General features: G+C 68.3%; 23 protein-coding genes. 9 read left to right on the forward strand and 14 right to left on the reverse strand.

Annotation, left to right across the window (positions count from 1 at the left end):
• The first annotated feature begins 112 nt into the window (after positions 1-112).
• A complete protein-coding gene (locus tag ABIC35_RS12700; RefSeq protein WP_121072322.1) occupies positions 113-1591 on the forward strand; it encodes a M23 family metallopeptidase in 1479 nt (492 codons plus the stop codon).
• 3 nt (positions 1592-1594) lie between these two features.
• Here ABIC35_RS12700 and ABIC35_RS12705 read toward each other — a convergent pair whose 3' ends face one another.
• The 7 genes from ABIC35_RS12705 to ABIC35_RS12735 form a co-directional block, all read right to left on the reverse strand.
• A complete protein-coding gene (locus ABIC35_RS12705; RefSeq protein WP_121072324.1) occupies positions 1595-3271 on the reverse strand; it encodes an ATP-binding protein in 1677 nt (558 codons plus the stop codon).
• 62 nt (positions 3272-3333) lie between these two features.
• Positions 3334-4056: a TIGR02186 family protein gene (locus ABIC35_RS12710; protein WP_121072326.1), complete on the reverse strand. Its 723-nt coding sequence runs from the start codon at positions 4054-4056 to the stop codon at positions 3334-3336.
• 38 nt (positions 4057-4094) lie between these two features.
• Positions 4095-5009, reverse strand: a complete 915-nt coding sequence (locus tag ABIC35_RS12715) for a sulfite exporter TauE/SafE family protein (protein ID WP_121072328.1) — start codon at positions 5007-5009, stop codon at positions 4095-4097.
• A 70-nt stretch (positions 5010-5079) separates the two neighbouring features.
• Positions 5080-6099 carry a hypothetical protein gene (locus ABIC35_RS12720; protein WP_354278468.1) on the reverse strand — a complete coding sequence of 340 codons (1020 nt, stop codon included), beginning with the start codon at positions 6097-6099 and terminating at the stop codon, positions 5080-5082.
• Complete coding sequence (locus ABIC35_RS12725) at positions 6096-7487, reverse strand: glycosyl transferase family protein (RefSeq protein WP_354278469.1); 1392 nt, start codon at positions 7485-7487, stop codon at positions 6096-6098. Before ABIC35_RS12725 ends, ABIC35_RS12720 begins: the two co-directional genes overlap by 4 nt.
• Positions 7488-7755: 268 nt before the next feature.
• Positions 7756-8277, reverse strand: coding sequence for an RcnB family protein (locus ABIC35_RS12730; RefSeq protein WP_121078966.1), 522 nt, complete (start codon positions 8275-8277; stop codon positions 7756-7758).
• Between the two features lie 111 nt (positions 8278-8388).
• The gene (locus ABIC35_RS12735; RefSeq protein ID WP_121072332.1) at positions 8389-8871 is read right to left on the reverse strand and encodes an outer membrane protein assembly factor BamE; all 483 of its coding nucleotides are present in this window, start codon (positions 8869-8871) and stop codon (positions 8389-8391) included.
• A gap of 116 nt (positions 8872-8987) precedes the next feature.
• On the opposite strand from ABIC35_RS12735, the gene ABIC35_RS12740 reads away from it, so the two are divergent.
• Positions 8988-9500 carry a ubiquinol-cytochrome C chaperone family protein gene (locus ABIC35_RS12740; protein WP_093295929.1) on the forward strand — a complete coding sequence of 171 codons (513 nt, stop codon included), beginning with the start codon at positions 8988-8990 and terminating at the stop codon, positions 9498-9500.
• Positions 9497-10024, forward strand: a complete 528-nt coding sequence (locus tag ABIC35_RS12745) for a YceD family protein (RefSeq protein ID WP_121072334.1) — start codon at positions 9497-9499, stop codon at positions 10022-10024. Before ABIC35_RS12740 ends, ABIC35_RS12745 begins: the two co-directional genes overlap by 4 nt.
• Here ABIC35_RS12745 and ABIC35_RS12750 read toward each other — a convergent pair.
• Positions 9999-10478: a hypothetical protein gene (locus ABIC35_RS12750; protein WP_121072336.1), complete on the reverse strand. Its 480-nt coding sequence runs from the start codon at positions 10476-10478 to the stop codon at positions 9999-10001. The two genes, ABIC35_RS12745 and ABIC35_RS12750, sit on opposite strands and share 26 nt — an antisense overlap.
• A 39-nt stretch (positions 10479-10517) precedes the next feature.
• Complete coding sequence (locus ABIC35_RS12755) at positions 10518-11168, reverse strand: TetR/AcrR family transcriptional regulator (RefSeq protein WP_121072338.1); 651 nt, start codon at positions 11166-11168, stop codon at positions 10518-10520.
• Between the two features lie 113 nt (positions 11169-11281).
• On the opposite strand from ABIC35_RS12755, the gene ABIC35_RS12760 reads away from it, so the two are divergent.
• From ABIC35_RS12760 to ABIC35_RS12770, 3 genes are all read left to right on the forward strand, one after another.
• Complete coding sequence (locus ABIC35_RS12760) at positions 11282-13615, forward strand: TonB-dependent receptor (protein WP_121072340.1); 2334 nt, start codon at positions 11282-11284, stop codon at positions 13613-13615.
• 208 nt (positions 13616-13823) lie between these two features.
• The gene (locus ABIC35_RS12765; protein WP_121072342.1) at positions 13824-15077 is read left to right on the forward strand and encodes a spinster family MFS transporter; all 1254 of its coding nucleotides are present in this window, start codon (positions 13824-13826) and stop codon (positions 15075-15077) included.
• Positions 15078-15121: 44 nt separating this feature from the next.
• Positions 15122-15364, forward strand: coding sequence for a hypothetical protein (locus tag ABIC35_RS12770; RefSeq protein WP_121072344.1), 243 nt, complete (start codon positions 15122-15124; stop codon positions 15362-15364).
• Here the strand turns inward: ABIC35_RS12770 and ABIC35_RS12775 are convergent, their stop codons facing one another.
• From ABIC35_RS12775 to ABIC35_RS12795, 5 genes are all read right to left on the reverse strand, one after another.
• Positions 15365-16933, reverse strand: coding sequence for a peptide chain release factor 3 (locus ABIC35_RS12775; RefSeq protein WP_121072346.1), 1569 nt, complete (start codon positions 16931-16933; stop codon positions 15365-15367). It abuts the gene before it with no gap.
• A gap of 93 nt (positions 16934-17026) precedes the next feature.
• The gene (locus ABIC35_RS12780; protein ID WP_121072348.1) at positions 17027-17329 is read right to left on the reverse strand and encodes a type II toxin-antitoxin system RelE/ParE family toxin; all 303 of its coding nucleotides are present in this window, start codon (positions 17327-17329) and stop codon (positions 17027-17029) included.
• Positions 17326-17571, reverse strand: a complete 246-nt coding sequence (locus tag ABIC35_RS12785; RefSeq protein ID WP_121072350.1) for a ribbon-helix-helix domain-containing protein — start codon at positions 17569-17571, stop codon at positions 17326-17328. Before ABIC35_RS12785 ends, ABIC35_RS12780 begins: the two co-directional genes overlap by 4 nt.
• Before the next feature lie 42 nt (positions 17572-17613).
• Positions 17614-18477, reverse strand: coding sequence for an aldose 1-epimerase family protein (locus ABIC35_RS12790; protein WP_121072352.1), 864 nt, complete (start codon positions 18475-18477; stop codon positions 17614-17616).
• 57 nt (positions 18478-18534) lie between these two features.
• Entirely contained in the window at positions 18535-20883 is a 2349-nt protein-coding gene (locus tag ABIC35_RS12795) for a S8 family peptidase (protein WP_354278470.1), read from the reverse strand.
• A gap of 164 nt (positions 20884-21047) precedes the next feature.
• Between ABIC35_RS12795 and ABIC35_RS12800 the strand changes: the two genes are divergently transcribed.
• From ABIC35_RS12800 to ABIC35_RS12810, 3 genes are all read left to right on the forward strand, one after another.
• Positions 21048-21710 carry a pyrimidine 5'-nucleotidase gene (locus ABIC35_RS12800; protein ID WP_121072354.1) on the forward strand — a complete coding sequence of 221 codons (663 nt, stop codon included), beginning with the start codon at positions 21048-21050 and terminating at the stop codon, positions 21708-21710.
• A gap of 1 nt (position 21711) precedes the next feature.
• Positions 21712-22530: a 2,3,4,5-tetrahydropyridine-2,6-dicarboxylate N-succinyltransferase gene (dapD, locus tag ABIC35_RS12805; RefSeq protein WP_121072356.1), complete on the forward strand. Its 819-nt coding sequence runs from the start codon at positions 21712-21714 to the stop codon at positions 22528-22530.
• A gap of 149 nt (positions 22531-22679) precedes the next feature.
• Positions 22680-23492, forward strand: coding sequence for a hypothetical protein (locus ABIC35_RS12810; protein WP_121072358.1), 813 nt, complete (start codon positions 22680-22682; stop codon positions 23490-23492).
• Positions 23493-23573 lie beyond the last annotated feature (81 nt).

Genomic DNA, 23573 nt, shown 5'->3' on the forward strand with positions numbered 1-23573 from the left:
GCGGAGTCACCGGGTGGCAAACTTAATTTGACTTTAAGACCGTGATTCCAGAGTGATTCGATGGACGCGCCGCTTCTTGCCGCGCGCAATCGGGTCTTAGGGGCAGCACGGCTTGTTCTTTCGCGACGATCATGGCTCGGGCCTCGCCGGCGGCGGCGGTGGCCTGGCGCGCGCGATCCCGGCCGTCGTCCCTACGCGGATCGGCAAGCGGCTGGCGACGCTCGACCTGGTGCCCGATCTCGGCGCCGATATCGGCTCGCCCACCTGGTTTCGCGGTGCCGCGACCTGCGCAGCACTCTGCGCCGCGACCTGGATGCTCTCGCCCGGCTTCGACCGGCCGATCGCGGGCATCCTCCCCGCGCCGCTTACCGGCGAGGCGGAGCAGGCGCAGCAGGCCCAGGCGATCGCGCCGCTCGCCAAGGGATCGCGCACCGGCGTGCACGTCGCGGCGACCAGCCTGGTCAAGCCGCTCACCGACACGCCGGAACGCCCGATCATCGAGCATGAGGCGCGGCTCGCCAGCGGGACGATGCTGCGCGGCGTGCTGCAGCGCTCGGGCGTGGGCGAGGCGGATGCCGAGATCGTCACCAGCCTCGTTTCCGGCGCGATGCCGCTTGGTCAGATCCAGCGCAACACCGTGCTGGAAATGACGTTGGGCCGCCGCGTCGACACGTCGCAGCCGCGCCCGCTCGAGAAGCTCGCCTTCCGCGCCGCCTTCGATCGCCGGATCGAAGTGGTCCGCACCGGCGCCGCGCTTGCGATCAAGTCCATTCCGATCGCGATCGATCACACCCCGCTGCGTGTACAGGGGCTGATCGGGTCGAGCCTCTACCGCTCCGCCCGCGCCGCCGGCGCCCCGGCCAAGGCGGTCGAGACCTTCCTGCGTACGCTCGCCAGCCGGGTGTCGGTCTCCAAGCTGGGCTCGTCGTGCAAGTTCGACCTGATCCTCGGCCAGGCACGTGCCGCCACCGGCGAAGTCCAGTACGGCCAGCTGATGTATGCCGGCGTCACCGGCTGCGCCAACGGCGTCCAGCTCGCCCCCTGGGAGAGCGACGGCAAGACCGAATGGTTCGACGCCAGCGGCACCGGCAGCAAGACCGGCATGATGACCATGCCGGTCAACGGCCGCTTCTCCTCGGCCTTCGGCATGCGGATGCACCCGATCCTCGGCTTCACCCGGATGCACAAGGGCATCGACATCGCCGCCCCCTATGGCTCGCCGGTCTTCGCCGCGGTCGACGGCGTGGTGCGCGTGGCGGGCGGCGCCTCGGGCTATGGCAACCTCGTCCGGATCGACCATGGCGGCGGCTTCGCGACCGGCTATGCACATCTGAGCAAGGTGATGGTCCGCCCCGGCCAGTCGGTGCGCAAGGGCCAGCAGATCGGCCGCAGCGGCAATTCCGGCCTGTCGACCGGCCCGCACCTCCATTTCGAGACGACGCGCAACGGCCAGGCGGTCAATCCGCGCGCGGTGTCGTTCACCTCGGTCCGGCGCCTCGCCGGCGGGGCGCTGGGTGCCTTCAAGGCCAGGCTGCACGGCCTGATGGCCGTGCCCGTCGGCCACGGCGCGCAGAAGGAAAACGCCGAGTAGGCGTTACCGCCCCTGCGAGCGCCAGCGCCGGATCGTCCGCTCCAGCATCGCCTCTTCGCCGCCGACCTCGCGCCACAGCTCCGAGAAAAGCGGGTCGTCCGAGGCCGGACGCTTGGCGGGCTCCAGATCGTCGAACAGCAGCCGCACCGGGGTCGCCACGCCCTCGCCCACCGCGATGCACTCGCGGTTGCGCAGCGCCGGGATCGCATCGAGGAAGCCGCGCGCGCCCTCCGGCATCGCCGCGCGGACGAAGGCCTGGTCGCGCTCGTTGTTGAGCCGCATCGAGAGGATGGTGCCGCACTGGGAGAGTACGCCCTCGGCAAGATCCGAAGGCCGCTGGGTGATCAGCCCCAGCGAGACGCCGTATTTGCGGCCTTCCTTCGCGATGCGGCTGAGGATCCGCCCCACCGACGAGCCATCGGCGTTGCGCTCGTTGGGCACGTAGCGGTGCGCCTCCTCGCAGACGAGCAGCACCGGCCGCTTGGCTTCGCCACGCGACCATATCGCGTGATCGAACACCATCCGGCTGAGCACCGCGACGACCACGCTCGTGATCTCGTTGGGCACGCCCGACACGTCGATGATCGAGATCGGCTTGCCGTCGCCGGGCAGGCGGAAGATGCGCGACAGGAACGCCGCCATCGTGTCCGCCACCAGCATGCCCGAGAACATGAAGGCGTAGCGCGGATCGCCCTTTACCTCGTCGATCTTGCTCTTGAGGCGGAGATAGGGCGCCGTATCGGTCGCCTTGTCCATCTTGCCCATGTCGAGGGTGAGCGCGTTGATGAGGTCCGAAAGCAGGTAAGGCACCGGAGCATCGACGGTGAGCTTGCCGATCTCCTGCCCGATCCGGTTCTTCGAGCGCGCGACGAGCAGGCACTTGGCGAGGATATCGGCATCGACCTGCCGGTCGCCACCCTCGCTGGTGAGGAACACCTCGCAATGTTCCTCGAAGTTCATCAGCCAATAGGGCAGCTGCAGGTTTGAGACGTCGAACAGCGCGCCATTGTGCTGGAAGGCACTGCCATATTCGCCGTGCGGATCGATCATCACAACATGGCCCTGCGGCGCCAGCTCGCAGATCCGGTGCAGGATCAGCGCCGCCGATGTCGACTTGCCGGTGCCGGTGGAACCGAGCAGCGCGAAATGCTTGCCGAGCATCGCGTCGACATAGAGCGCGGCGCGAATGTCCCTGGTCGGGTAGACGGTCCCGATCTCGATATGCGGGCGCTCGTCAGCCGCGTAGATCTGGCGGAGATCGGCTGTGGTTACCGGGAAGACCTCGGCGCCGGGCGTCGGATAGCGGGTGACGCCGCGGCGGAAGCGGTAGAGCTTGCCGGTCAGCTTCTCCTCATCGCCCTCGCCGAGAAAGTCGATCGCGGCGGAAACGCGCGCGCCCGAGGCATCGAGCCGAGCAGTGCGGATGCTGGCGATCAGCCAGGCGCTGCCGACGCGGATCTTGACCTGCGCGCCGACCTGGCCGGCATTGGCGAGCGCGGCATCGTCGCTGCGGGCAAGCGCATCGAGTTCGGCGAGGTCGAGCAGCACCTGGCTCGACGCGCCGGCGATCTCGAACACCGCGCCGATTGCGCGCACGGCACCGGGCACGCGCCCGGCGGAGAAGCCGCCGCCGCCCGTCGCTTCTCCCTCGAACCCACCGACGCGAAACTGGCCTTCCATCGTGCATCCCCCAAAAAGGCGGGGGCAGCATGCGCAGGTCCGGGTAAATTTTGGGTGTGCGCCTAGAAGCGACGCCAGAGCGCGCCCGCGCCCCAGCCGAACAGGAAGGAGACGCCCACCGCCACCAGGCCATAGGCAATGGCGTTGCGATCGGCGCTGGTCGCGACGAAGCGCTCGAAGCCGGATTTGCGGATCTCGATCGGCCGCACCGCCGCCGCCAGCACGCGGCCGTCGCGGATCAGGAAGGTCTCGGCGGTGAACCGCCCCACCGGCACCCGCGCCGGGATGGTGAGCCGCGCGCGGTAGAGCACGCCGCCGGTGATCTCCACTGCGCCCGGCGCCTCGTAGAACAGGCCGTTCCGCTTCTTCAGGTCGACGAAGCCGCCGTCGAAACGCTGCTGGATCTGCGGGGTGGCGCCCGAGGCGGGGGAAAGCTGCAGGCTATCGAGTCCCAGCTCGTAGATCGCCCGCGTCCGCTCGTCGACCAGCTGGCGGATCGGCCGCGACGAGGCCATGGCGTAGAAGCTCGGTGCCGAGCGGTAGCGCATCTGCGCGGCATTGACCCAGATGCCGGCGACCTTCGACTTTTCGCGGACCACCACCGATTCGGTCGGCCCCTTGATCACCACGACGATGTCGGCGGGCCGCTCGCCCTCGCCCGGTGCGCGGCCGCCGGGATAGAGGATCGCGCCGAACAGCAGCAGCTCGGCGCCGGTGAAGCTGTAGGCGATCTCGATGTCGCGCTGGGATACGTCGGGCACCAGCTCGGGCTTGGCCTGCCCCATCAGCAGGGGGGCGAGCAGCGCAAGCGCCCCCGCCCGCCTCACGCCGCGGCCACCGAATAGATCTCGTCCGGCCGCCAGGCGAGGCCGGCCAGCATCCGCGCCGCGACCAGCAGCACGATTACCGCGAGCAGCAACCGAAGATATTCGGGCTTGGCCTTGGCCGCGAAGCGCGCGCCGACCTGCGCGCCGACCACCGAGCCGAGCAGCAGCAGGATGGCGAGCACGATGTCGACCGCCTTGGTCGTCGTCGCATGCACCATCGTCGCGACCGCGGTGGTGAAGAGCGTCTGGAACAGCGAGGTGCCGACCACGGTCTGCGTCCCCATGCCGAGGATGTAGAGCATTGCCGGCACCAGGATGAACCCGCCGCCCACGCCGAGCAGCATCGTCAACACGCCAACGAACAGCCCGAGCAACAGCGGCGCCAGCGGCGAGATGTAGAGCCCCGACGCGTAGAAGCGCCAGCGGAAGGGCAGCGCCGCAACCAGCGGGTGATGCCGCCGCTTGCGCGCCCTGGGCGGCCGTGCGCCGCGCGAAACCCGGATCGCGCCGACCGATTCCTTGGCCATCAGCCCGCCGATCGATCCGAGCAGCACGACGTAGAGCACGCCGATCACCACGTCGATCTGGCCGCTCGCCTGCAGCAATTTGAACAGCCAGCCGCCGAGCAGACTGCCCAGGATGCCGCCGGCGACGAGCACCGCCCCCATCTGCACGTCGACGCCATTGCGGCGGAAATGCGCGAACACGCCGGAGACGCTGGCGCCGGTCACCTGGCTCGCTGCCGCCGCGGCCGCGACAGTGGGCGGGATGCCGTAGAAGATCAGCAGCGGCGTGGTGAGAAACCCGCCGCCCACGCCGAACATGCCCGAGAGCAGCCCCACGCCCAGTCCAAGCGCCACGATCACGAGCGCATTGACCGAAAGGTTGGCGATGGGAAGGTAGAGATCCATGCGGCCCTAGGCCTAGCCGGTTTGTGCGGGCTTGCGAAAGGGAGAAGGTGGGATCGGCGGGGCGATCGGCTTAGAAATCACTGCCCAAGGTGAGCGCGATGCCGGAGCCCGGCCGTGCATTGCCGGCGATCCGCTGCCGCCAGTCCAACGCAATGCGCGTCTGCAGCGCTCCGATCGGCACGCTGGTGACCAATGTCGGGCCTTTGTCGAGCCGCTGCACGCCGCGCTGCGCGGCACCCCAGCTGCCGATGCCGACGGACAGTGCCGTGCCCTGGCCGCTGGTGATCGCCCGGGTCAGCCGCAGCGCGCCATCGGCATAGGGCTCCAGCCGCGCGCGGAGGATCGCCCCGGCCTGTCCATAAGCCTCGAGGCGGAAGGCCGCGCGCTCGCGATAGACACCAGCGACTGCGCCGAGCCCTGGTCCGCCATGGATGCCATCCAGGCCGAAGCGCTCTTCGACCGCGATCCGAACGGGTATGCTCGCCGGTCGCCATTCGAACCCGAGCGCGGCCTCCGCCCCCCGCCCCCGCAGCGGCCCGGCCAGACGGCCGACCACCGCGAGCCGGCCGCGCGGGTCCAGCGCGCGCACCACGCGTAGGCCATATTGGCTGCCACCGAGTTGCCCCGCCGCGGGCGCCGCGCCGATGCCTTGACCCGGCCGCAAGGCAAGCCACGCGCTGCCGCTCCACCGCCGGAGCGGGGTGCGCACCGGCGAGTCCAGTCGCTGTCCGGGAAAGGCCTGCGCCGCCACCGGTACGGACGCCAGGCCCGCGCCCTGGGTTTCGAAGCGTTGCGGCGAGGGCACGGTATCGAAAGCCTGGATCGGCAGGCGCGGCCGACGTTCCTCCCGGGCAGGATCTGGTGAAATGTGCGGCCTTGGCAGCGGCACCAGCACTGCTCCGGCGTAGCGACGCGCCATCGTCTGCAGAGAAGTCCGGGCGGCGGTGGCCGCTTTGGCAGGCACCCGGTGGGCGGCAGTGGGCATCGTGTTGGCCACCGGCGGCCACAGCAGCACGCATCGTAGCCCGATCCAGCCCAGCCCCACCGCCCCGACGAACCGCAGCGGCCGGCCGCGGCCCGCGCGGTTCATGCAACCGCCGATTGGGAGTCGAACGACATGCTGGGGAACTGGTGCGCCGTCTTGTCCCAGCGCAGGGGGCCGCCGGCGAGCAGGCGAACATAGATCCACAGCGCCCGCCGCGCCGCGAGCAGCCCGATATAGTTGCCCACCACCATCCGCGGCACCGCCCAGCACCCCTCGCGCCACCCATGCAGGCGGGTGACGAGCGCGGTGCGCATCACCAGCCGCCAGCCCAGCAGCAACAGGTTGAGCGCCACCAGCTGCGCGAGCAGCGGATCCTGGGCAGGTGGAGCATCACCGATCAGCGCGTGGCAGAGCGCCGAAAGGCTCCAGCAGACCAGCGCGACATAGGCGATGGCGAGGACCGGCATCGCGAGCGTCACCCGGCGATCGCGCATCCGCATCCAGTGGTCGCCAAGGTCCCAGGGCCGGCCCCAGCCGGTGCGGTCCCAGCCGGCCAGCGCGATGCCGGCCATCCAGCGCGCCTTTTGCCGCACCGCCGCCGATATAGTCGCCGGGAAATAGGCGCGAATCGCCACCGGGGGGCCGCCCGGGCTTTCAGGCACCCGCACGAAGGCGCAGCGCGTGCCCAGCGCGCGCAGGCTGAGGCCGAGCTCGTAATCCTCTGTGAGGCTCGTCGCGTCGAAGGGCATGCCGCGCGCCTCGCCGATCCGGCGCAGCACGTCGCAGCGAATCGCGCATCCCACCCCGGCGAGCGGCAGGCTGGCACCCAGCATCTGCCGCACCAGCAGCGTCGCGCCGTGCGACTGGGCGAATTCGTCGAGATAATGCCCGGAGACCAGCCGCGACCCCGGCTGGCAGAGCGGGGCGACTGGCAGTTGAACGGCGCCGTGCGTGCCGATCCACCCGGCATAGACGGCGAGTTCCTGCGGATGGACCACGTCTTCCGCATCGTGCAGCACCACCGCCGTGAAGGCCTCCCCCTCCGCGGCTTCGTCCCGCTCCAGCGCCGCCCACAGGGTGTTCAGACAATCGGCCTTGGTCGTCGGGCCCGGCCGCGCCCCGATTACCAGCCGCACGCGCGAGTCGTCCGCGCCAAGCGAGAGCACCGCCGCGATGGTTGCCGGGTCATTGGGATAGGTGCCGACATAGATGCGGTAGCAGCCGTTTCCCCATCGGCCGATCATCGATCGCAACATCGGCGCGATCACCGCCGACTCATCCCAGGCGGGCACGAAGATAGCAAAGCGATAATTGTTCGCCGTTATGGCGTCCTGGATAATAAACGCCCGCTTTCCCCTACGTCTTCCAACAAAATCCGCTAGAAAAAGCGCATCGACGACGAAATCGTCTATTCCTCCGATCGCGAGGAATATCGCCGAGAATAAGGTGAGTTCGCGCGTAGCGGCGTCGAGTATACTCATTGCCATTGGCATTCCCCCCCGGGCGATGCATCCGATTCGGACGCCGCGATGTTTGCGAGGAAATGCAGATTTAGCAACCCGAACGTTTCAGGAACTGGCAAAATTGGCGCCGCAACCGCCTAATTCGCACGCGATTTCGCGCAAAGGATTGCACCATTTCGGCGGTTTTTTCGTGGGAACCTTGTCGCGTGTGCGACGTTCTGCTGGCGCAACAGATCCCTTGGATAACCCGCAACCTGAAACCGGCCGCATCGACAGGATCGATGCGGCCGTTTTTTTGTTACCAGTAGAAGCCCGGCACCACCCGGATCACGGTGCCGCGCCGCGTATCGACGAGCAGCACGTCGTTATAGTGGCGCACCCACTGCTGCCCGAAGCCCGGGCGGGGCAGATGATAGCGCCAGGGATCGCCGATCACGTAGCGCGGGCCGTAATAGACGGTGCCGATCCGCGCGCCCGGCTGGAAGCGATAATAGCGGAACGGCGCCCGCCACTCGCCGCGGGCATAGAGGCCGCGGTTGCGGTCGCGCCAGCTGCGCCAGTCATTCTCGGCCCAGCGACGGTCGCGGTCGCGCAGGTCCTCGCGATATTCGCGGTGCGCCTCGCGCAGGTCGCGACGTTCCTCGTGGATGCGGCGCGGATCGCCCGACCATTGCGCACGGCGCAGGTCTTGCTGCGCGTCGCGAATGTCGCGGCGGTCGTCGCGCAGCTCGGCGCGCGACTGCGCCATCGCGCTTGCCGGTACCAGCAGCGCAGGCGCTGCGATCGCCGTCAGCAGGGCGATGGGAACGAGCTTCTTCATGTGCTTCTCCATCCTGATCATACCCGCCGGTCCGAAGGCCGGCTTGGAACGATCTATGTAGAAGCGCGCCTGAACGTTGCGAGAACGATCCGGTCAGCGGGCGGAAAGGATTTACGGGCCGGTGTTGCCACCGCCGCCCGGGCCGCCGCCCGCGCCCGGCGCGCCGACGGTGCCGATATTGCCGAACAGATCGGAGAAGAAGCTGCGGCGGCGGCCCAGCGTCGGCGTGGTCTTGCCGTAAGGATCGATCGAGGCGGCGAGCTCGACGCCGGTCTGGTCGATCGACGTGACGTTGCCGGCCTGGTCGAAGCGGACGCGCAGCGTCGTCTGGCTCTTCACCTTCGGGTTTCGGAAGGCGAAGTTGCTGCTGTCGCGCGACACGTAGAACCACTCGCCTTCGTTGAACTGGCTGGTGAAGCTGGGATGGCCCAGCGTCTGCATCACCGAATCGCGGGTATCGATGCCCGGCTGCACCGAGGCGACCAGGTCATGATCGACGACATAGCCCTGATGCGTCCGCACCGGCGTACAAGCGGTGGTGCCGAGCACGACCAACAACGCGGCGGTGCCGAGCGTGCGAACGGGAAGCGACATCAGGATCTCCAGGCAAACACGAGCGGCCCCCGGATTGCATCGCGGGCCGAAGGCCTCAATATGCGGCAAAATGCGGCCAAACAAGGTCGCACCCAAGGAAGGCACGAACAACGGCGATGCGAATGCTCCAGCGGCTCTTCGGCAAGCCCGATCGCGGCACTGCTCCGCAGCTCTATGCGGGCGTCGTCGCGCGCGGCCGTGCGCCGCACTGGTACACCGACGGCGCGGTGCCGGACACGGTCGATGGCCGGTTCGACATGATCGCGGCGGTGCTGTGCATGGTGCTGCTCCGTCTGGAGGAAGAGCCCGCCGGCATCCCCACCAGCACCGCGGTCGCCGAGTGCTTCATCGACGATATGGACGGCCAGCTGCGCGAGATCGGCATTGGCGACATCATCGTCGGCAAGCATGTCGGCCGGATGATGGGCATGCTCGGCGGCCGGCTCGGCGCCTATCGCAGCGGGCTGGCCGAGGGCGACCTCGGCCCGGCACTGGTCCGCAACCTCTATCGCGGCGAGGCGCCTGCGCCCGCCGCCCTCACCCATGTCGAGGCGCGGCTGCGCGCCTTTCGCGATGCGCTGGCGGCATTGCCGCTGGCGCGGGTAATCGCAGGAGAGCTTCCCGAATGACCGATGTAGAATTTCCCCGCCCCCATCGGCTCGACCAGATCGGTGCCGGCGAAAGCGACGTCCGGATCACCGCCGACGAGGCCGAGCGCGCTGCGCTCAGCACCCGCTTCGGCCTCAAGACGGTCGAGAAGCTGGAGGCCGTCTACCATCTGCGCCGCGATGCGCAGGGGGTGGTCGCGCGCGGGCATCTGTCCGCGCGGCTGACGCAGGCCTGCGTCGTCACCGGCGATCCGCTGCCCGCCAAGGTAGAGCAGGATTTCGCGATCCGCTTCGTCCCTGAGCCCACCACCACCGGCGAGGATGAGGTGGAGCTGACCGAGGACGAATGCGACACCGTCTTCTACAGCGGCGGCACGATCGACCTGGGTGAGGCCGCGGCCGAGACGATGGCGCTCGAACTCGATCCCTATCCGCGCAGCCCGCGTGCCGCCGAGGTGCTGCGCGAGGCGGGGGTGAAGAGCGAGGAGGAAGCCGGGCCGACCAAGGCGCTGGCCGGCCTCAAGGATTTGCTCGCGAAGAAGTAAGGGGCTGTCGGCGGGTGGCGACCAGCCCGGCCGCCAGCAGCAGGCCGATCGCCAGCACGAGGAGCGAGCCGGCGGCGAACGAGTCGCCGAGGATCACGAAGCGGCCGATCGGCGTGCGCAGGTCGCGCAGCCCCGCCCAATAGGGCAGCACCAGCAGCCCGCGAAGGACGAACAGGCCGGCAATCCCCGCCAGCGCCGCGCGGTGCAGCCGCCCCCGCGCCGGCACCCGGCACAGGGCAGCCAGCCCCAGCAGCAGTCCCGCGATCAGCATCGTCCCCACCGGCGCCAGCCACGTGCCCGCGGCGCGTGAGGCAAGCACGACCGGCGGCGCGCCAAGCCAGGCCATCCACGCCGGACCGGCTGCATAGGCGGCGAGATGGACCGCCGCGCCGAACGCCAGGCCGATGCCGGCCAGACGGAAAGCAAAGCGCCCGGGACTTCGTGTGTTATTCATATAGAACACGCTAGCAGCGCGACGTTGCGTTGCAAGCCGCTAGCGGCCGGTGCCGATCCCCCGCGCCAGCAATTGCGCCACCACGTCGGCGATCGCCTCGGGCCGCGTGCCCTCGTCCCACACGCTGTAGCGCAGGCCGAGGAACACGTTCATCCCCATGATCGCCCAGGCATGGATCTCGCCCACATCCTCGCGCACCTCGCCGCGCTCCGCGGCGGCGCGGAGGCGGGCGGCGATGCGATCGGCGGTGCTCGCATAATGGTGGCGGAAGCTCGCGGGGTCGACGAATTCGGCCTCGTCGACGATCCGGTAGATTTCCTTGTGCTCGCGCGCGAAGCGGATGAAGGCGAGCAGCGCCGCGCGCTCGGCGTCGATCTGGTCGCGCGCGCCGCGCAGCGCCGGGCCGACATGCTCGCGCACCTGGTCGCTCATGTCGCGGACCAGCGCGCGGAACACCGCGTCCTTCGAATCGAAATAGGTGTAGAAACTGCCCAGCGCGACGCCGGCCCGCCGGGTGATCCCGCTGATCGAGCCTTCGTGAAAGCCCTTCTCGCCGAACTCCGCCGCGGCGGCATCGAGGATCGCGCGCAGCGTGCGGCGGCCGCGCTCGGTGCGCGGCACCTTCGCGTCGCTCGCCGCTTCACCCGCTACGGCTCCGGAAGTGGCTGCAATGCCACGCTCGCCCGCCATGCTCCGCCTCCCCTTCACATCCCAAGTTGAAACCCGGTTCAGGTTTCAGTATAGCGTCCCGCAACGGCTTACAACCCGCGTTCAAAGATGGGTTGCACCAGGGGAGGATTACCATGTCACGGCACGATTCCGTTCGTATCGTCCTGCTCGCGAGCGCCGCATTGCTCGCCGCGACGCCCGCCTTTGCGCAAGACAGCGAAGCCGCCGGCCAGACCACCGAAGTTGCGCAGCAACAGCAGGACGGCGAGATCATCGTCACCGCCCGCCGCCGCGCCGAAAGCCTGATCAACGTGCCGATCGCCGTCACCGCGATCAGCGGCGCGCAGCTCAATGCCCAGGGCGCGCTCGACATTACCGACATCGCCCAGTCGGCAGCGAACGTCTCGCTCGAGGTGTCGCGCGGCACCAACAACACGCTGTCTGCCTTTATCCGCGGCGTCGGCCAGCAGGATCCGGTCGCCGGGTTCGAGGCGGGCGTGGGGCTCTATCTCGACGACGTGTACCTGAATCGCCCGCAGGCGGCGGTGCTCGACATTTACGACGTCGAGCGGATCGAGGTGCTGCGCGGACCCCAGGGCACGCTCTATGGCCGCAACACGATCGGCGGCGCGGTGAAATACGTCACCAAGCGGATCGGCGCCGACCCGACGCTCCAGCTGCGCGGCAGCTATGGCAGCTACAATCAGGCCGATCTGGTGGTAAGCGCTAGCGCGCCGATCGGCGATACCGGCCTCAAGATCGGCGCGGCCGGTGCACGGCTGAGCCGCGGCGGCTTCGGCACCAACCTCACCACGGGGCAGGACAATTACAACAAGGATCTGTGGGCTGCGCGCGGCACCGTGGAATATGAGCCGAGCAGCAGCGCCTTCTTCCGCGTCTCGGGCGACTATACCCATGACAAGAGCAACAGCCGCGGCGGCCACCGGCTGATCCCCGGCATCGTCAGCGGCACGCCGGTGCTGGTCGACAAGTTCGATTCGCAGGGCGGTCTCGTCACCCCGCGCCAGGACGTGAAGGCCTGGGGCGTGACCGGCTTGGCCGAACTGCACCCAACCGACTGGCTGACCTTCCGCTCGATCACCGCCTATCGCAAGGACGACAGCGCCACCCCGATCGACTTTGACGCGCTGCCGGCAGTGCAGGTCGACGTGCCCGCCTTCTACAACAACAAGCAGTTCAGCCAGGAAGCGCAGCTGCTGGTGAACACGGGCGGACTCTCCGGCCTGCTCGGCGTCTATTATCTCGATGCCAAGGCACGCACGGTGTTCGACGTGCGGCTGCCCGGCGGCGTCACCGCGCTGACTTTCGGCGACGTGAACACCGACACGGTCGCGGTGTTCGGGGACTTCACCTACGATCTCACCCCGATGTTCAGCATCTCGGCCGGTGGTCGCTATACCTGGGACCAGCGCCAGTCGCGCGTGCTGCGCCAGACCTATCTCGGCGGGGGCTCGCCCTATTTCGGCGGCACCGGCGTCCTGGCCGTCACCACTTCGGATTTCCGCGGCAGCGCCGATTTCAAGAAGTTCACCCCCCGCGCCTCGATCAGCTTCAAGCCGAGCCGGGACCACACGCTCTATGCAAGCTGGTCGAAGGGCTTCAAGGGCGGCGGCTTCGATCCGCGCGGCCAGACCAGCGCGTGCCGCACGCCGAGCGGCGCCACGTGCACGCCGGCACAGGTCTATGACTTTATGTCGTTCGATCCCGAGACGGTGAGCAGCTACGAGCTCGGCTACAAGGCGGCGCTGTTCGACCGCCGGCTGACCTTCGCGCTCGCTGCCTTCCATGCCGATTACACCGACGTGCAGGTGCCCGGCTCGATCGGCACGACGATCAACGGCCAGCAGACCTTCATCGGCATCACCACCAATGCCGGCAAGGCGCGGATGCGCGGCGTGGAGTTCGAGGGCAACCTGATCGCCGCGCGCGACCTGGTGACCCCGGGCGGCACGCTCAACCTCAACTGGTCGGTGGGCTATCTCGATGCACGGTACAAGCGCTTCATCGATTCGCGCGGGATCGACGTCGCCAGCCGCCGCCGCATCCAGAACACGCCGGATTGGACCGCCAGCGGCACGATCGGCTATTCGGTGCCAGTCGGCAGAGACGGCCAGGTGGCGGCGAGCTTCACTGCCTCGTACCGCAGCGCCTCGCAGCAGTTCGAGCTGCGCACGCCGATGCTCGACCAGCCAGGCTTCACGCTGTTCGACGCGAATGTGAACTGGGACATCAACAAGATGTTCTCGATCGGGGTGCATGGCCGCAACCTGTTCGACAAGCGCTACATCGTCTCGGGCTACAACTTCCTCGCGCAGAATCCGGACACGGGGGACTTCCTGCGGACGCCGGCCGGCGCGTACGTGCCGACGCTGGGGACCGAGGGCGTGCTGACCGGCTATTACGGCAATCCGCGCCAGGTGTTCGTGACCGGCACGGTGAAGTTCTAGGGGCTTTTCACCCTCACCCTTCCGGCGCTTCGCGCCTCCCTCTCTCTCCCAAAGGGAGAGGGAAGTAGCGCCCTCTCCCTTTGGGAGAGGGAAGTAGCGCCCTCTCCCTTTGGGAGAGGGAGAGGACCCGCCGCCGAAGGCGGTGGGGAGGGTGAGGGTGATCACTGCGCTAGCATCTGCCGGGCCACCGGCCCACAAAGGACCCACCATGCCCCCGCATCCCACCCGTCCCGCGACCCCACGCGGCCTCGTCCTCGCGATGCTGCTGCTCGTCTATATCTTCAACTTCCTCGACCGGCAGATCCTCTCGATCCTCGCCCAGCCGGTGAAGGCAGACCTGAGGCTCGACGACGGGCAGCTCGGCATGCTGGGCGGTTTCGCCTTCGCGCTGCTCTATTCGACGCTCGCCATTCCGCTGGCGATGCTGGCGGACCGCACCAGCCGCAGCTGGGTGATCGCCGTCTCGCTCGGCGTGTGGAGCGCTTTCACCGCGCTGTGCGGCTCGGCGCAGACCTTCACGAGCATGTTCCTCTTCCGGCTCGGCGTCGGCGTCGGCGAAGCAGGTGGCGTTGCGCCAAGCTACGCGCTGATCGCCGATGCCTATCCCGCCGAGCGCCGCTCCCGCGCGCTGTCGATCTATTCGCTGGGCATTCCGCTCGGCTCGGCAGGCGGCGCACTCCTCGGCGGCTATATCGCGCAAACGGTGGAGTGGCGCACCGCCTTTCTCGTCGTCGGGCTGCTCGGGCTGGCGATCGCGGTGCCGTTCAAGCTGCTCGTCCGCGATCCACCGCGCGCTACGCCTGCCAAAGACCAAGTGCCGCTGTCCCATGTCTTCGGCATCCTCGCCGCCAAGCCGAGCTTCTGGCTGCTCGCTTTCGGGGCGGCGGCGGGGTCGATGTGCGGCTATGGCGTCGCGTTCTGGCTGCCGAGCCTAATCCTGCGCAGCTTCCGGCTCGACCTCGCGCAGGTCGGCCAGTTCTTCGGCGCGCTTGCGCTGACCGGCGGCGTCGCGGGCATCCTGCTCGGCGGCTGGCTGGGCGACCGGCTCGGCCGCCGTGATCGCAAGTGGTACGCGCTCGCTCCGGCGATCTGCTACGTCCTCGGCCTGCCGCTGTTCGTCGCGGGCGTGCTGGCGCAGAGCTGGCAGGCGGCGTTCCTCCTGTTCCTGGTGCCGCAGGCGCTGGTCTATGTCTGGCTGGGACCGGTGCTCACCGCCGTCCAGCATCTGGTGCCGCCGCAGATGCGCGCCACCGCCTCGGCCTCGTTCCTGCTGATCAACAACCTGATGGGGCTGGGCGCCGGCCCTTGGGTAATCGGCCTGCTCTCGACGCAGTTGACACCCGCCTACGGCGCCGCCGACGGCCTGCGCTACGCGATCGCGGCGGGCCTCGGCCTCTACCTCGTCGCCGGCATTCTGATGGCGCTGGCGAGCAACCGGCTGGCGGCGGACTGGGTCGAATAGCCGCGCGATTCCCGCTTTTGCGTGGTTACTTCTATAATAACCACATGAGCTATACCCCGACCGACCTCGTCAAAGCCGAGAAGAATGTGGTGCTCGCCGAGCGTCACATTGCCGCCCAGCAGGAAGTCCTCGCCATGATGCGTGCCGCCGGCACCGACACCAGCGGCGCCGAGGAACTGCTCGCCAGGTTCGAAGCCGATCTCGGCCGCGCCGAGCGCATCCGCGACTGGATCGCCAGCGGCCTCGGCGAGCGCAGCAGCCGCGAGCCGCAGCGCGCAGCGGCCTGATTACCGCTCGCGCGTCGCCGCGAACTTCACCTTGTTATAGCGCTCGGCAATATAGCCGACTTCCCAGGCCGACTTGGCCAGGAAGACGGGGTTGCCGTCGCGATCCTTGGCGAGTGCGCCACGGTTGAGATCGAGGAATTCCTTGAGCGCGGCGGCATCGTCCGACGAGATCCAACGCGCGGTGTCATAGGGCGAAGGCTCGAGCACCGCGCCGACCTTGTACTCCGCATCGAGCCGGCTGAGCAGCACGTCGAGCTGGAGCTGGCCGACCACGCCGATGATCCAGTTCGATCCGATCTCCGGATAGAAGACCTGGATCACGCCCTCTTCCGAGAGATCGTCCAGCGCCTTGCGGAGCTGCTTGGTCTTGGTCGGGTCCTTGAGCGCCACGCGGCGCAGGATTTCCGGCGCGAAGTTCGGCAGCCCAGTGAAGCGCACGCCTGCCCGCTCGGACAGCGTATCGCCCACCCGCAGCGTGCCGTGGTTGGGGATACCGATGATGTCGCCCGGAAACGCCTCGTCGGCCAGTTCGCGCTCGCGGGCGAAGAAGAGGATCGGCGAGTGGATCGCGATCGGCTTGCCATGGCCCGTCGGCGTCAGCTTCATGCCGCGCTTGAAGGTGCCCGAGACCAGCCGCATGAACGCGATGCGGTCGCGGTGGTTAGGGTCCATGTTCGCCTGGACCTTGAACACGAAGCCGGTCACCTCGTCACGCGTCGGCTCGACCGGCGCAGGCTCGGCCGGCAGCGCATGCGGCGGCGGCGCGAACTCGGCGATCGCGGCGATCAGCGAATCCACGCCGAACTCCTTCAGCGCCGAGCCGAAATAGACGGGCGTCATGTCGCCATTGCGAAAGGCCTCGCCGTCGAACGTCGCATAGCCGGCCTGGGCCAGCTCGACATCCTCGCGCAGCTTGGCGAGGTTCGCGGGCGAGACGATCGCATCGAGTTGCGGATCGTCGACGCCGCTGGTCTGGATCACCTTGCCATGAAACTCGCGGCTGTCGCCTTCGGGGAGCAGCAGGCGGTTGGTGGCGAGGTCGAAAATACCCTCGAAGGTGCCGCCCATGCCCACCGGCCAGGTCATCGGCACCACGTCGAGCTGGAGCAGCTCGGCCACTTCGTCGAGCGTCGCGAACACCTCGCGGCCCTCGCGGTCCACCTTGTTGACGAAGGTGATGATCGGCACGTTGCGCAGCCGGCAAACCTCGAACAGCTTGCGCGTCTGGCTCTCGATGCCCTTGGCGACGTCGATCACCATCACCGCCGAGTCCACCGCGGTCAGCGTCCGATAGGTGTCTTCCGAGAAGTCTTCGTGGCCCGGCGTGTCGAGCAGGTTGAACGTGATCCCGTCGCGCTCGAAGGTCATCACCGAGCTGGTAACCGAGATGCCGCGCTGTTGCTCGATCTTCATCCAGTCCGAGCGCGCACGCCGCGCCGCCCCGCGCGCCTTCACTTCGCCGGCAAGATGGATCGCGCCGCCGAACAGCAGCAGCTTTTCGGTGAGCGTGGTCTTGCCCGCGTCCGGGTGCGAGATGATGGCGAACGTACGACGATCGGAGGGGGACATGCGGGTGCTTCGAACGGGAGGGAGAATCGCGACGCCTTAGTCGGTGGCGGGGTTTTTATCCAGCGGGGAGAATCCGTTGGACTTCGCTGCGCCTCAGAGCGGTTCGGATCCCAGCAGGGCCGCAACGTCACGCGCGCCATGGATGAAGTGCAGCACTTCGATATCTGGTGCCATGATCCGATACAGGATCAGATATTTGCCGAAAGCGCACCGACGTATCCCGCGATGTGCGAAGGCTTCCAACAATGGATAAGCTGCCGGAAAAACAGCCAGCGCCAACGCCCGCTCCAGCAGTTCCATGGTGAAGGACGCTGCCCGCTCCGGACTGTCTTGTGCGATCCAATCGCCGATTGCGCGGAGCTCAGCACGCGCGGTTTCGGTCAGACGGACCTTCACTGCGGAGACCAGCGGGTCCGCATTTCCTCCATTACCTGCTCGATCGGCACCATGCGACCGGCATCCGCGTCAGCCAGGCCCTGCTCGATCTTCGCGTGCAGCGCGGCGCGGAGCATCTCCCGCTCGGTCACGATCCGCGCACCTTCCCGCAGCAGGTCGTCTCGCGAGGCGAAGCGCCCGGTCGCGAGAACGTCGCTGATCGCTTGCTCCAGCGGCGCACCGTAATCGGAGTGGTCGTCCATGCGCGGAAGATACGCCTTCCGGCACCACGCCGCAACGCCGACTCAATCCAGAAGCGTGACATCCATCGCGAAGCGCCGCGTCTCGCCGGGCGCGAGCCGCTGGATGCCGGGCTTGTCCCAGATCTCGCCGGCGAAGCCTGCCGGATCGGCGATGCCCCACCAGGGCTCGACGCAGACGAAGCGCGCACCGGGCTTGGTCCAGATGCCGAGCAGGCCGGTATCGGGGAAGCGGATGCGCAGCTGCGGGCCGTCTTCGGCGCCATATAGCAGCCCGCGGCTGGCGAGCTGGTCCCAGATCAGCGCATCGGCGGTGAAGAGGTCGTCGGAGAGCGGCAGCTTCTGGCCCTCCACCGGGCTGGTCCGGCGGTCCGGCGCAATGCCGCCCTCGCCGATGTAGCGCAGCGACGAGAATTCCGGCTCGTCGAACAGGATGCGGTGGTCGCCCCGGGCACGCCCATAGGGCAGCGGCCAGGCGAACGCCGGATGGAAGCCGAAGCTGGCGGGCATGTCGCGCGTGTCGCGGTTGGTCACCGCGATCTCGATCCACAGGGTGGTCTCTTCCAGCCGATAGGTTGCATCGAGCGTGAAGGCGAAGGGATAGACCGCGCGCGTCTCCGCATCGTCCTCCAGCCGGAAGGTCGCGCGGTCGGCGCCCTGCTCTACCAGCGCGAAGTCGCGACGTCGCGCGAAGCCATGCTGCGGCAGGCTATAGTCCTTGCCGTCCAGCCGATAGCGGTCGCCGACCAGCCGCCCTACGATAGGGAACAGCAGCGGCGCCCGGCCCGACCAGAAGGCAGGGTCGCCGTCGGTCATCAACTCGCGCCCGGCGGGGTCGCGCAGCGACGAGAGCTCGGCCCCGTGCGGGTTGATCGCGGCGGTCAGCCGCGCGCTGGCGATCTCGATCATGACGTCTCCCCTGGCAGCCTGCCCGCCCTACAGGCGCGCCGCCGCCAGGGGAAGCCGTCAGAACCCCCAGCTCAGCCGCACCGCGCCGCCCAGGTCGCTCGGCATTGCGGCGATGTTGCCGGGTTGACGACGCAAGAACAGGTTGCTGCTCACATCGCCGTCGGCAAAGCGCCAATGATAGCGGAGCTCGTAATCGATCTCGCGGCCGACGGGCGTGAGGTTGATCCGCTGGCTGTTCCAGCTGGTCACGCTCAGCGTTTCATAGTCCCAGCCCTGCGGCAGGGTGAGCCCGATGCCGCCGCGCGCCACCCGCAGCGGCTGGGCGACCCGCAGGCCGATCGAGTCGCTGCCGAACAGCCCGTCCCTGCCGATGTCCGCCGCCCAGGCGTTGGTGCGGATGAGACCGGAGCCCTGGATGCCCTCGCGCAACCGGACGTTGGTCCATCCTTGGCGGAGCGACCCGCCGAGGCTGAGGCCCAGGCCGATATCCCAGCGAACGCCCAGATCGGCGAAGAGGCTGCTTGCCCGCGCCGCGCCCAGCCCCGCGCTGAACCGCGCGCCCAGCACCGTGTTGTCTTCGGACAAGCGCGTGACGCCGATGCTCGCGTTGAGCCCGCCGAAACGGCGGTCCACTGCCACGGTGCTGCGGTCATAGCCGAAGCGCAGCCAGCGCGCCTGCAGTGCCGCCGCGTCGCCCGCCCGCTGGCTGAGCACGTCGCCGACTTCGCTGGCAATGGTAAGCCCCCAGCGTCCGATCACCTGGCGCACCGCCGCCGATCCGCCGACATCGGTATCGAAGCCGGCGTTGCTCAGCGGATCGCGCGCGATCAGGAAGGCAGGGTCGTCGCGACCCGCCAGTTGCGCGGTGAGCACATTGCCGGTCTGCGAGGCGCCGAAGGCGAACTGTGCCTTGGAGCCCAGCCGACCGCTCACCGTCGTCGCCAGCATCCGCGCGACGCCCGCATCGCGGCTGGTGATGCCGAGCCGTTCGATCCGCACCGAATCGACCGAGGGCACCAGCGACACGGCGACGCGCATCTGATCGCCGCCGACCGAGAAGCTGCGGTCGCGCGTCGCCATCAGCGCCGGCAGGTTGCGCGACAGGTTTTGGCGCTGGAAGCTGCGGTTGATCGTCGTCGTATAGGCGCGCCCGAAGGAATCGAGCGCAGCCATGCTGAGCGCGCCCTGGCTGGCATCGCCCATCGGTCCGCTCAGCGTGCCGTTGATCGTCGGTGAGATTACTGCGCTGGTGCCTGCGACTGACATGCTGCCCACCGGCTGGAACGCGCGGGTGAGATCGAGCACGCCGCGGCCATAGATCGCGTCCACGCCGGGATCGCCCACGTCGCGCGCGGTCGCGTAAAGCAGGTCGACGATCTGCTTGCCGGTCAGGTTCGGGAAGGCCTGGGCGAGCAATGCGATGGCGCCGGTTATCTGCGGCGCCGAGAAGGACGTGCCGGACCAGATATAGGCAGTGTTGTTCGCATCGGGCGCGCGCACGCCCTCGCCTACCGCCGCCAGATAGACGGCGGCGGAGGAACCGGCGCGGTTCGAGAAGCTGGAAATCTTGTCGCTGGCATTCACCGAACCCGCGATGATCACCAGCCCGCGCGAAATTGCCGCATTGGTCGCCGCGCTGGTGAAGGCATCCGGATTGGCGGCTCCGTCATTGCCGGCGGAGATCACCACGATCACCCCCGCCGAGGTCGCGCGGTCGATCGCCGAGGCGAGCGTCGACGACGCCGTATCGCCACCGAGCGAGATGTTGACGACGCGCGCGCCCGCCTGCCGGGCGCGATCGAGCCCCGCGGCGATGGCGCTGTCGGAGAATTTGCAGGTGCCGGTGTCGGTGCCGTTGCAGCTGCCCGGTTGGTCCGCACGTTCGACGACGAGCTGGGCGTTGAACGCAACGCCATGCGTACCCGCATCGTTGCGCCGGCCGGCGATGCTGAAAGCCACCGCGGTGCCATGCCCGCCGACATCGTCGACCGAGCCGTTGCCGCCGGGATCACTCGAGCTCGCGAGGATACGGCAGCTGCCGGTGCCAAGCCCGCCCGAACAATCGCCGAACTCAGGGCTCTGCACGTCGATGCCCGAATCGATCACGCCCACCTTGATGCCGCTGCCGGTGGCGCCCTTGTTGTAGGCCACCAGCGCGTTCATCGAGACCGCGCCAACCGTGGTGCGATACTCTGTCGTGTCGTAATTGGTGGTCGGCACCGGCGTCGATGTCGGCGTCGGCGTCGGTGTGGGTACCGGAGTCGGGGTTGGCGTCGGGCTCGGCGTGGGCGTCGGCGATGGGATCTGCGCGGGTGCCGGTGCGGGCGTACTCGCAATGCCGCCGCCGCCACCGCCGCCGCTGCACGCGCCCAGCGCCACGAGACCGCCGAGCGCCGCCGTGTGCATCCATCCTACGCGCAACGCCACTCGCATACCGAAAACCCTCGTATCAGGAGGGTCCCCAACTACGCGCGGAGTGGTTTTTTTTGCGTTTACCCGGGTGCGGGGGAAGTCCCGAAGCCGCGCTCGGCGCTTGCGGCGGCAGAGGGCACCTCCTACACGCCCCGGCGATGCTCGCCTCGCTCTCGCACGTCCGCAACTGGATCTTCGATCTGGACAACACGCTCTATCCCGCGAGCGCCAATCTGTTCGCGATGATCGACGCGCGGATCGGGGAGTATGTCCAGCGCCTGCTCCATTGCTCGGCGGAAGAGGCGCACAAGGTGCAGAAGGCCTATTTCCACGCGCACGGCGCGACGCTGTACGGCCTGATCCAGGAACACGGCACCGATCCGCACGACTATCTGGATTACGTCCACGATGTCGACATGAGCGTGCTGGAGGCGAACGAGGCGCTGGTCGAGGCGCTCGCCCGCCTGCCCGGCCGCAAGCTGATCTTCACCAACGGCGATGCGCCCTATGCGCAGAAGGTGCTCGACCGGCTCGGCCTGGGCGAGACCTTCGAGGCGATCCACGACATCCACGCCACCAGCTACCGCCCCAAGCCCGAACCCGCGGCGTATCAGGGGCTGTGCGATGCGTACGGCCTCGATCCCCACGCGTCGCTGTTCGTAGAGGACATGGCCCGCAACCTGGGGCCGGCCAAGGCGATCGGCATGACCACCGTCTGGATCGACAATGGCTCGGAACAGGCGCCGGACGCCGACCGCAGCTTCATCGACTACACCATCACCGATCTCGGAGCCTGGCTCCACAGCATCTTGGAGAGCTGACATGACCGATCTCGCCGCGACGATCGACGCCGCCTGGGAAGACCGCGCCAATCTGAACTTCGCCACCGAAGGCGCGGTGCGCGAAGCCGTTGCCGAAGCGCTGAACCTGCTCGACCGCGGCGCGGCGCGCGTGGCCGAGCCGGTGGACGGCGGCTGGCAGGTCAACCAGTGGCTGAAGAAGGCGGTGCTGCTCAGCTTCCGCCTCAACGACAATGTCGTTGTCCCCGGCCCCGAGGGCACCGCCTGGTTCGACAAGGTGCCCTCGAAGTTCACCGGCTGGGGCGAGGCCGCGTTCCGCGACGCCGGCTTCCGCGCGGTGCCGGGCAGCATCGTCCGCCACGGCGCGCATATCGCCAAGGGCGCGGTGCTGATGCCGAGCTTCGTCAATATCGGCGCCTATGTCGGCGAAGGCACCATGGTCGATACCTGGACGACGGTGGGCAGCTGCGCGCAGATCGGCAAGAATGTGCATCTCTCCGGCGGCGTCGGCATCGGCGGCGTGCTCGAGCCGCTGCAGGCCGATCCCGTCATCATCGGCGACGGCGCGTTCATCGGTGCGCGTTCAGAAGTGGCCGAGGGCGTACGCGTCGGCGAGGGCGCGGTGCTGTCGATGGGCGTCTATCTCGGCGCCTCGACCAAGATCATCGATCGCGCGACCGGCCAGGTCTATCGCGGCGAGGTGCCGCCCTACGCTGTGGTAGTGCCTGGCACCCTCCCCTCCGAAGACGGCAAGCCCGGTCTATACTGCGCGGTGATCGTCAAGACCGTCGACGCGCAGACCCGCAGTAAGACCGGCATCAACGAACTGCTGCGCGACTGATTGTTGCAAGGGCCGTTACAAAGGCGGCGGGAATGCGGAATGCCGACATGCTTTCGCCCCACTCCCGCCGCCACGGCCAAGGTGTATAGCGACCGCTTCGGCCAGCCCGGATTCCCCGGATTCGCCCCTTCCTGAGTGTCCTGCGCGCCATGCTGTCCACCACGTCCGCCTCGCCCGTGCGCCGGCTGCGCGCTTCGCTGCGCGGACGGACTGTTGCGATTCTGCTGGCGCTGGCGATCGAACTACTGATCGCGCTGCTGCTGCTGTGGATGGCGCCTCATATTGAACCGAAGGAAAAGCCCAAGACCGTCGTGTTCGGGATCGAGGCATCGGAAGGCGACAAGGCGCCGGCCGAGAAGGACGCAGCAAAGGCCCCCGAAAAGGCCCGCAAGCGCGCCGGTGACAAGGCGGAAGCCCAGCAGCAGACGCCCACTGCGGCGCTGCCCCCGCCCCCCGTGGTGCCGCCCGTATCCAGCGGCCCGCCGAGTTTCATCGTGATGAGCCGCCGCGACTATGCGGCGACCGATATTTCCAAGGCGCCGGCCGCGCAGTCCGGCGATCAGGGCAACACCCAGACCGCCGATGCCGGCGGCGGCAGCGGCGCCGACGATACCCCCCGCGCCGGCACGGGGCCGCATGGCGAGACGCTCTATGCCGCCGACTGGTATCGCCACCCCACCAATGCGCAGCTCTCCCCCTACCTCCCGCAGCGGGCGCTGGGCCGCGAAGGCTGGGGCGAAGTCGCCTGTCGCACGATCGAGCGCTACCAGGTGACCGATTGCCAAGAGCTCGGCGAGTTCCCGCGTGGCTCGGGCTATGCTGGCGCAGTCCGCCAGGCGGCGTTCCAGTTCCGGGTGAAGGCGCCGCGGGTGAACAGCCGGCTTCTGGTCGGCAGCTGGGTGCGGATCCGCATCACCTATTCGCAGCGCGCGGGCGGCGGCGACGGCGGCGACGCGGACTGACCTCTGGCACTTGCGGCAGGCACGCCGCCACCTTAGATCCGCGATTGTACGGATTCATACAGCATATCGTATGGGTTTTGT

This window comes from Sphingomonas trueperi, from assembly GCF_040545965.1.
GTDB lineage: Bacteria > Pseudomonadota > Alphaproteobacteria > Sphingomonadales > Sphingomonadaceae > Sphingomonas > Sphingomonas trueperi_C.

What these genes read in the sequence shown, in the direction of transcription:
- ABIC35_RS12735 (WP_121072332.1), bottom strand. Translation starts at nt 8,871, where the DNA reads ATGTCGCTTCCCGTTCGCACGCTCGGCACCGCCGCGTTGTTGGTCGTG.
- ABIC35_RS12760 (WP_121072340.1), top strand. Translation starts at nt 11,282, where the DNA reads ATGTCACGGCACGATTCCGTTCGTATCGTCCTGCTCGCGAGCGCCGCA.
- ABIC35_RS12730 (WP_121078966.1), bottom strand. Translation starts at nt 8,277, where the DNA reads ATGAAGAAGCTCGTTCCCATCGCCCTGCTGACGGCGATCGCAGCGCCT.
- ABIC35_RS12765 (WP_121072342.1), top strand. Translation starts at nt 13,824, where the DNA reads ATGCCCCCGCATCCCACCCGTCCCGCGACCCCACGCGGCCTCGTCCTC.
- dapD (WP_121072356.1), top strand. Translation starts at nt 21,712, where the DNA reads ATGACCGATCTCGCCGCGACGATCGACGCCGCCTGGGAAGACCGCGCC.
- ABIC35_RS12725 (WP_354278469.1), bottom strand. Translation starts at nt 7,487, where the DNA reads ATGCCAATGGCAATGAGTATACTCGACGCCGCTACGCGCGAACTCACC.
- ABIC35_RS12775 (WP_121072346.1), bottom strand. Translation starts at nt 16,933, where the DNA reads ATGTCCCCCTCCGATCGTCGTACGTTCGCCATCATCTCGCACCCGGAC.
- ABIC35_RS12740 (WP_093295929.1), top strand. Translation starts at nt 8,988, where the DNA reads ATGCGAATGCTCCAGCGGCTCTTCGGCAAGCCCGATCGCGGCACTGCT.
- ABIC35_RS12715 (WP_121072328.1), bottom strand. Translation starts at nt 5,009, where the DNA reads ATGGATCTCTACCTTCCCATCGCCAACCTTTCGGTCAATGCGCTCGTG.
- ABIC35_RS12795 (WP_354278470.1), bottom strand. Translation starts at nt 20,883, where the DNA reads ATGCACACGGCGGCGCTCGGCGGTCTCGTGGCGCTGGGCGCGTGCAGC.
- ABIC35_RS12785 (WP_121072350.1), bottom strand. Translation starts at nt 17,571, where the DNA reads ATGGACGACCACTCCGATTACGGTGCGCCGCTGGAGCAAGCGATCAGC.
- ABIC35_RS12710 (WP_121072326.1), bottom strand. Translation starts at nt 4,056, where the DNA reads ATGGGGCAGGCCAAGCCCGAGCTGGTGCCCGACGTATCCCAGCGCGAC.
- ABIC35_RS12810 (WP_121072358.1), top strand. Translation starts at nt 22,680, where the DNA reads ATGCTGTCCACCACGTCCGCCTCGCCCGTGCGCCGGCTGCGCGCTTCG.
- ABIC35_RS12705 (WP_121072324.1), bottom strand. Translation starts at nt 3,271, where the DNA reads ATGGAAGGCCAGTTTCGCGTCGGTGGGTTCGAGGGAGAAGCGACGGGC.
- ABIC35_RS12720 (WP_354278468.1), bottom strand. Translation starts at nt 6,099, where the DNA reads ATGAACCGCGCGGGCCGCGGCCGGCCGCTGCGGTTCGTCGGGGCGGTG.
- ABIC35_RS12755 (WP_121072338.1), bottom strand. Translation starts at nt 11,168, where the DNA reads ATGGCGGGCGAGCGTGGCATTGCAGCCACTTCCGGAGCCGTAGCGGGT.
- ABIC35_RS12800 (WP_121072354.1), top strand. Translation starts at nt 21,048, where the DNA reads ATGCTCGCCTCGCTCTCGCACGTCCGCAACTGGATCTTCGATCTGGAC.
- ABIC35_RS12750 (WP_121072336.1), bottom strand. Translation starts at nt 10,478, where the DNA reads ATGAATAACACACGAAGTCCCGGGCGCTTTGCTTTCCGTCTGGCCGGC.
- ABIC35_RS12745 (WP_121072334.1), top strand. Translation starts at nt 9,497, where the DNA reads ATGACCGATGTAGAATTTCCCCGCCCCCATCGGCTCGACCAGATCGGT.
- ABIC35_RS12770 (WP_121072344.1), top strand. Translation starts at nt 15,122, where the DNA reads ATGAGCTATACCCCGACCGACCTCGTCAAAGCCGAGAAGAATGTGGTG.
- ABIC35_RS12790 (WP_121072352.1), bottom strand. Translation starts at nt 18,477, where the DNA reads ATGATCGAGATCGCCAGCGCGCGGCTGACCGCCGCGATCAACCCGCAC.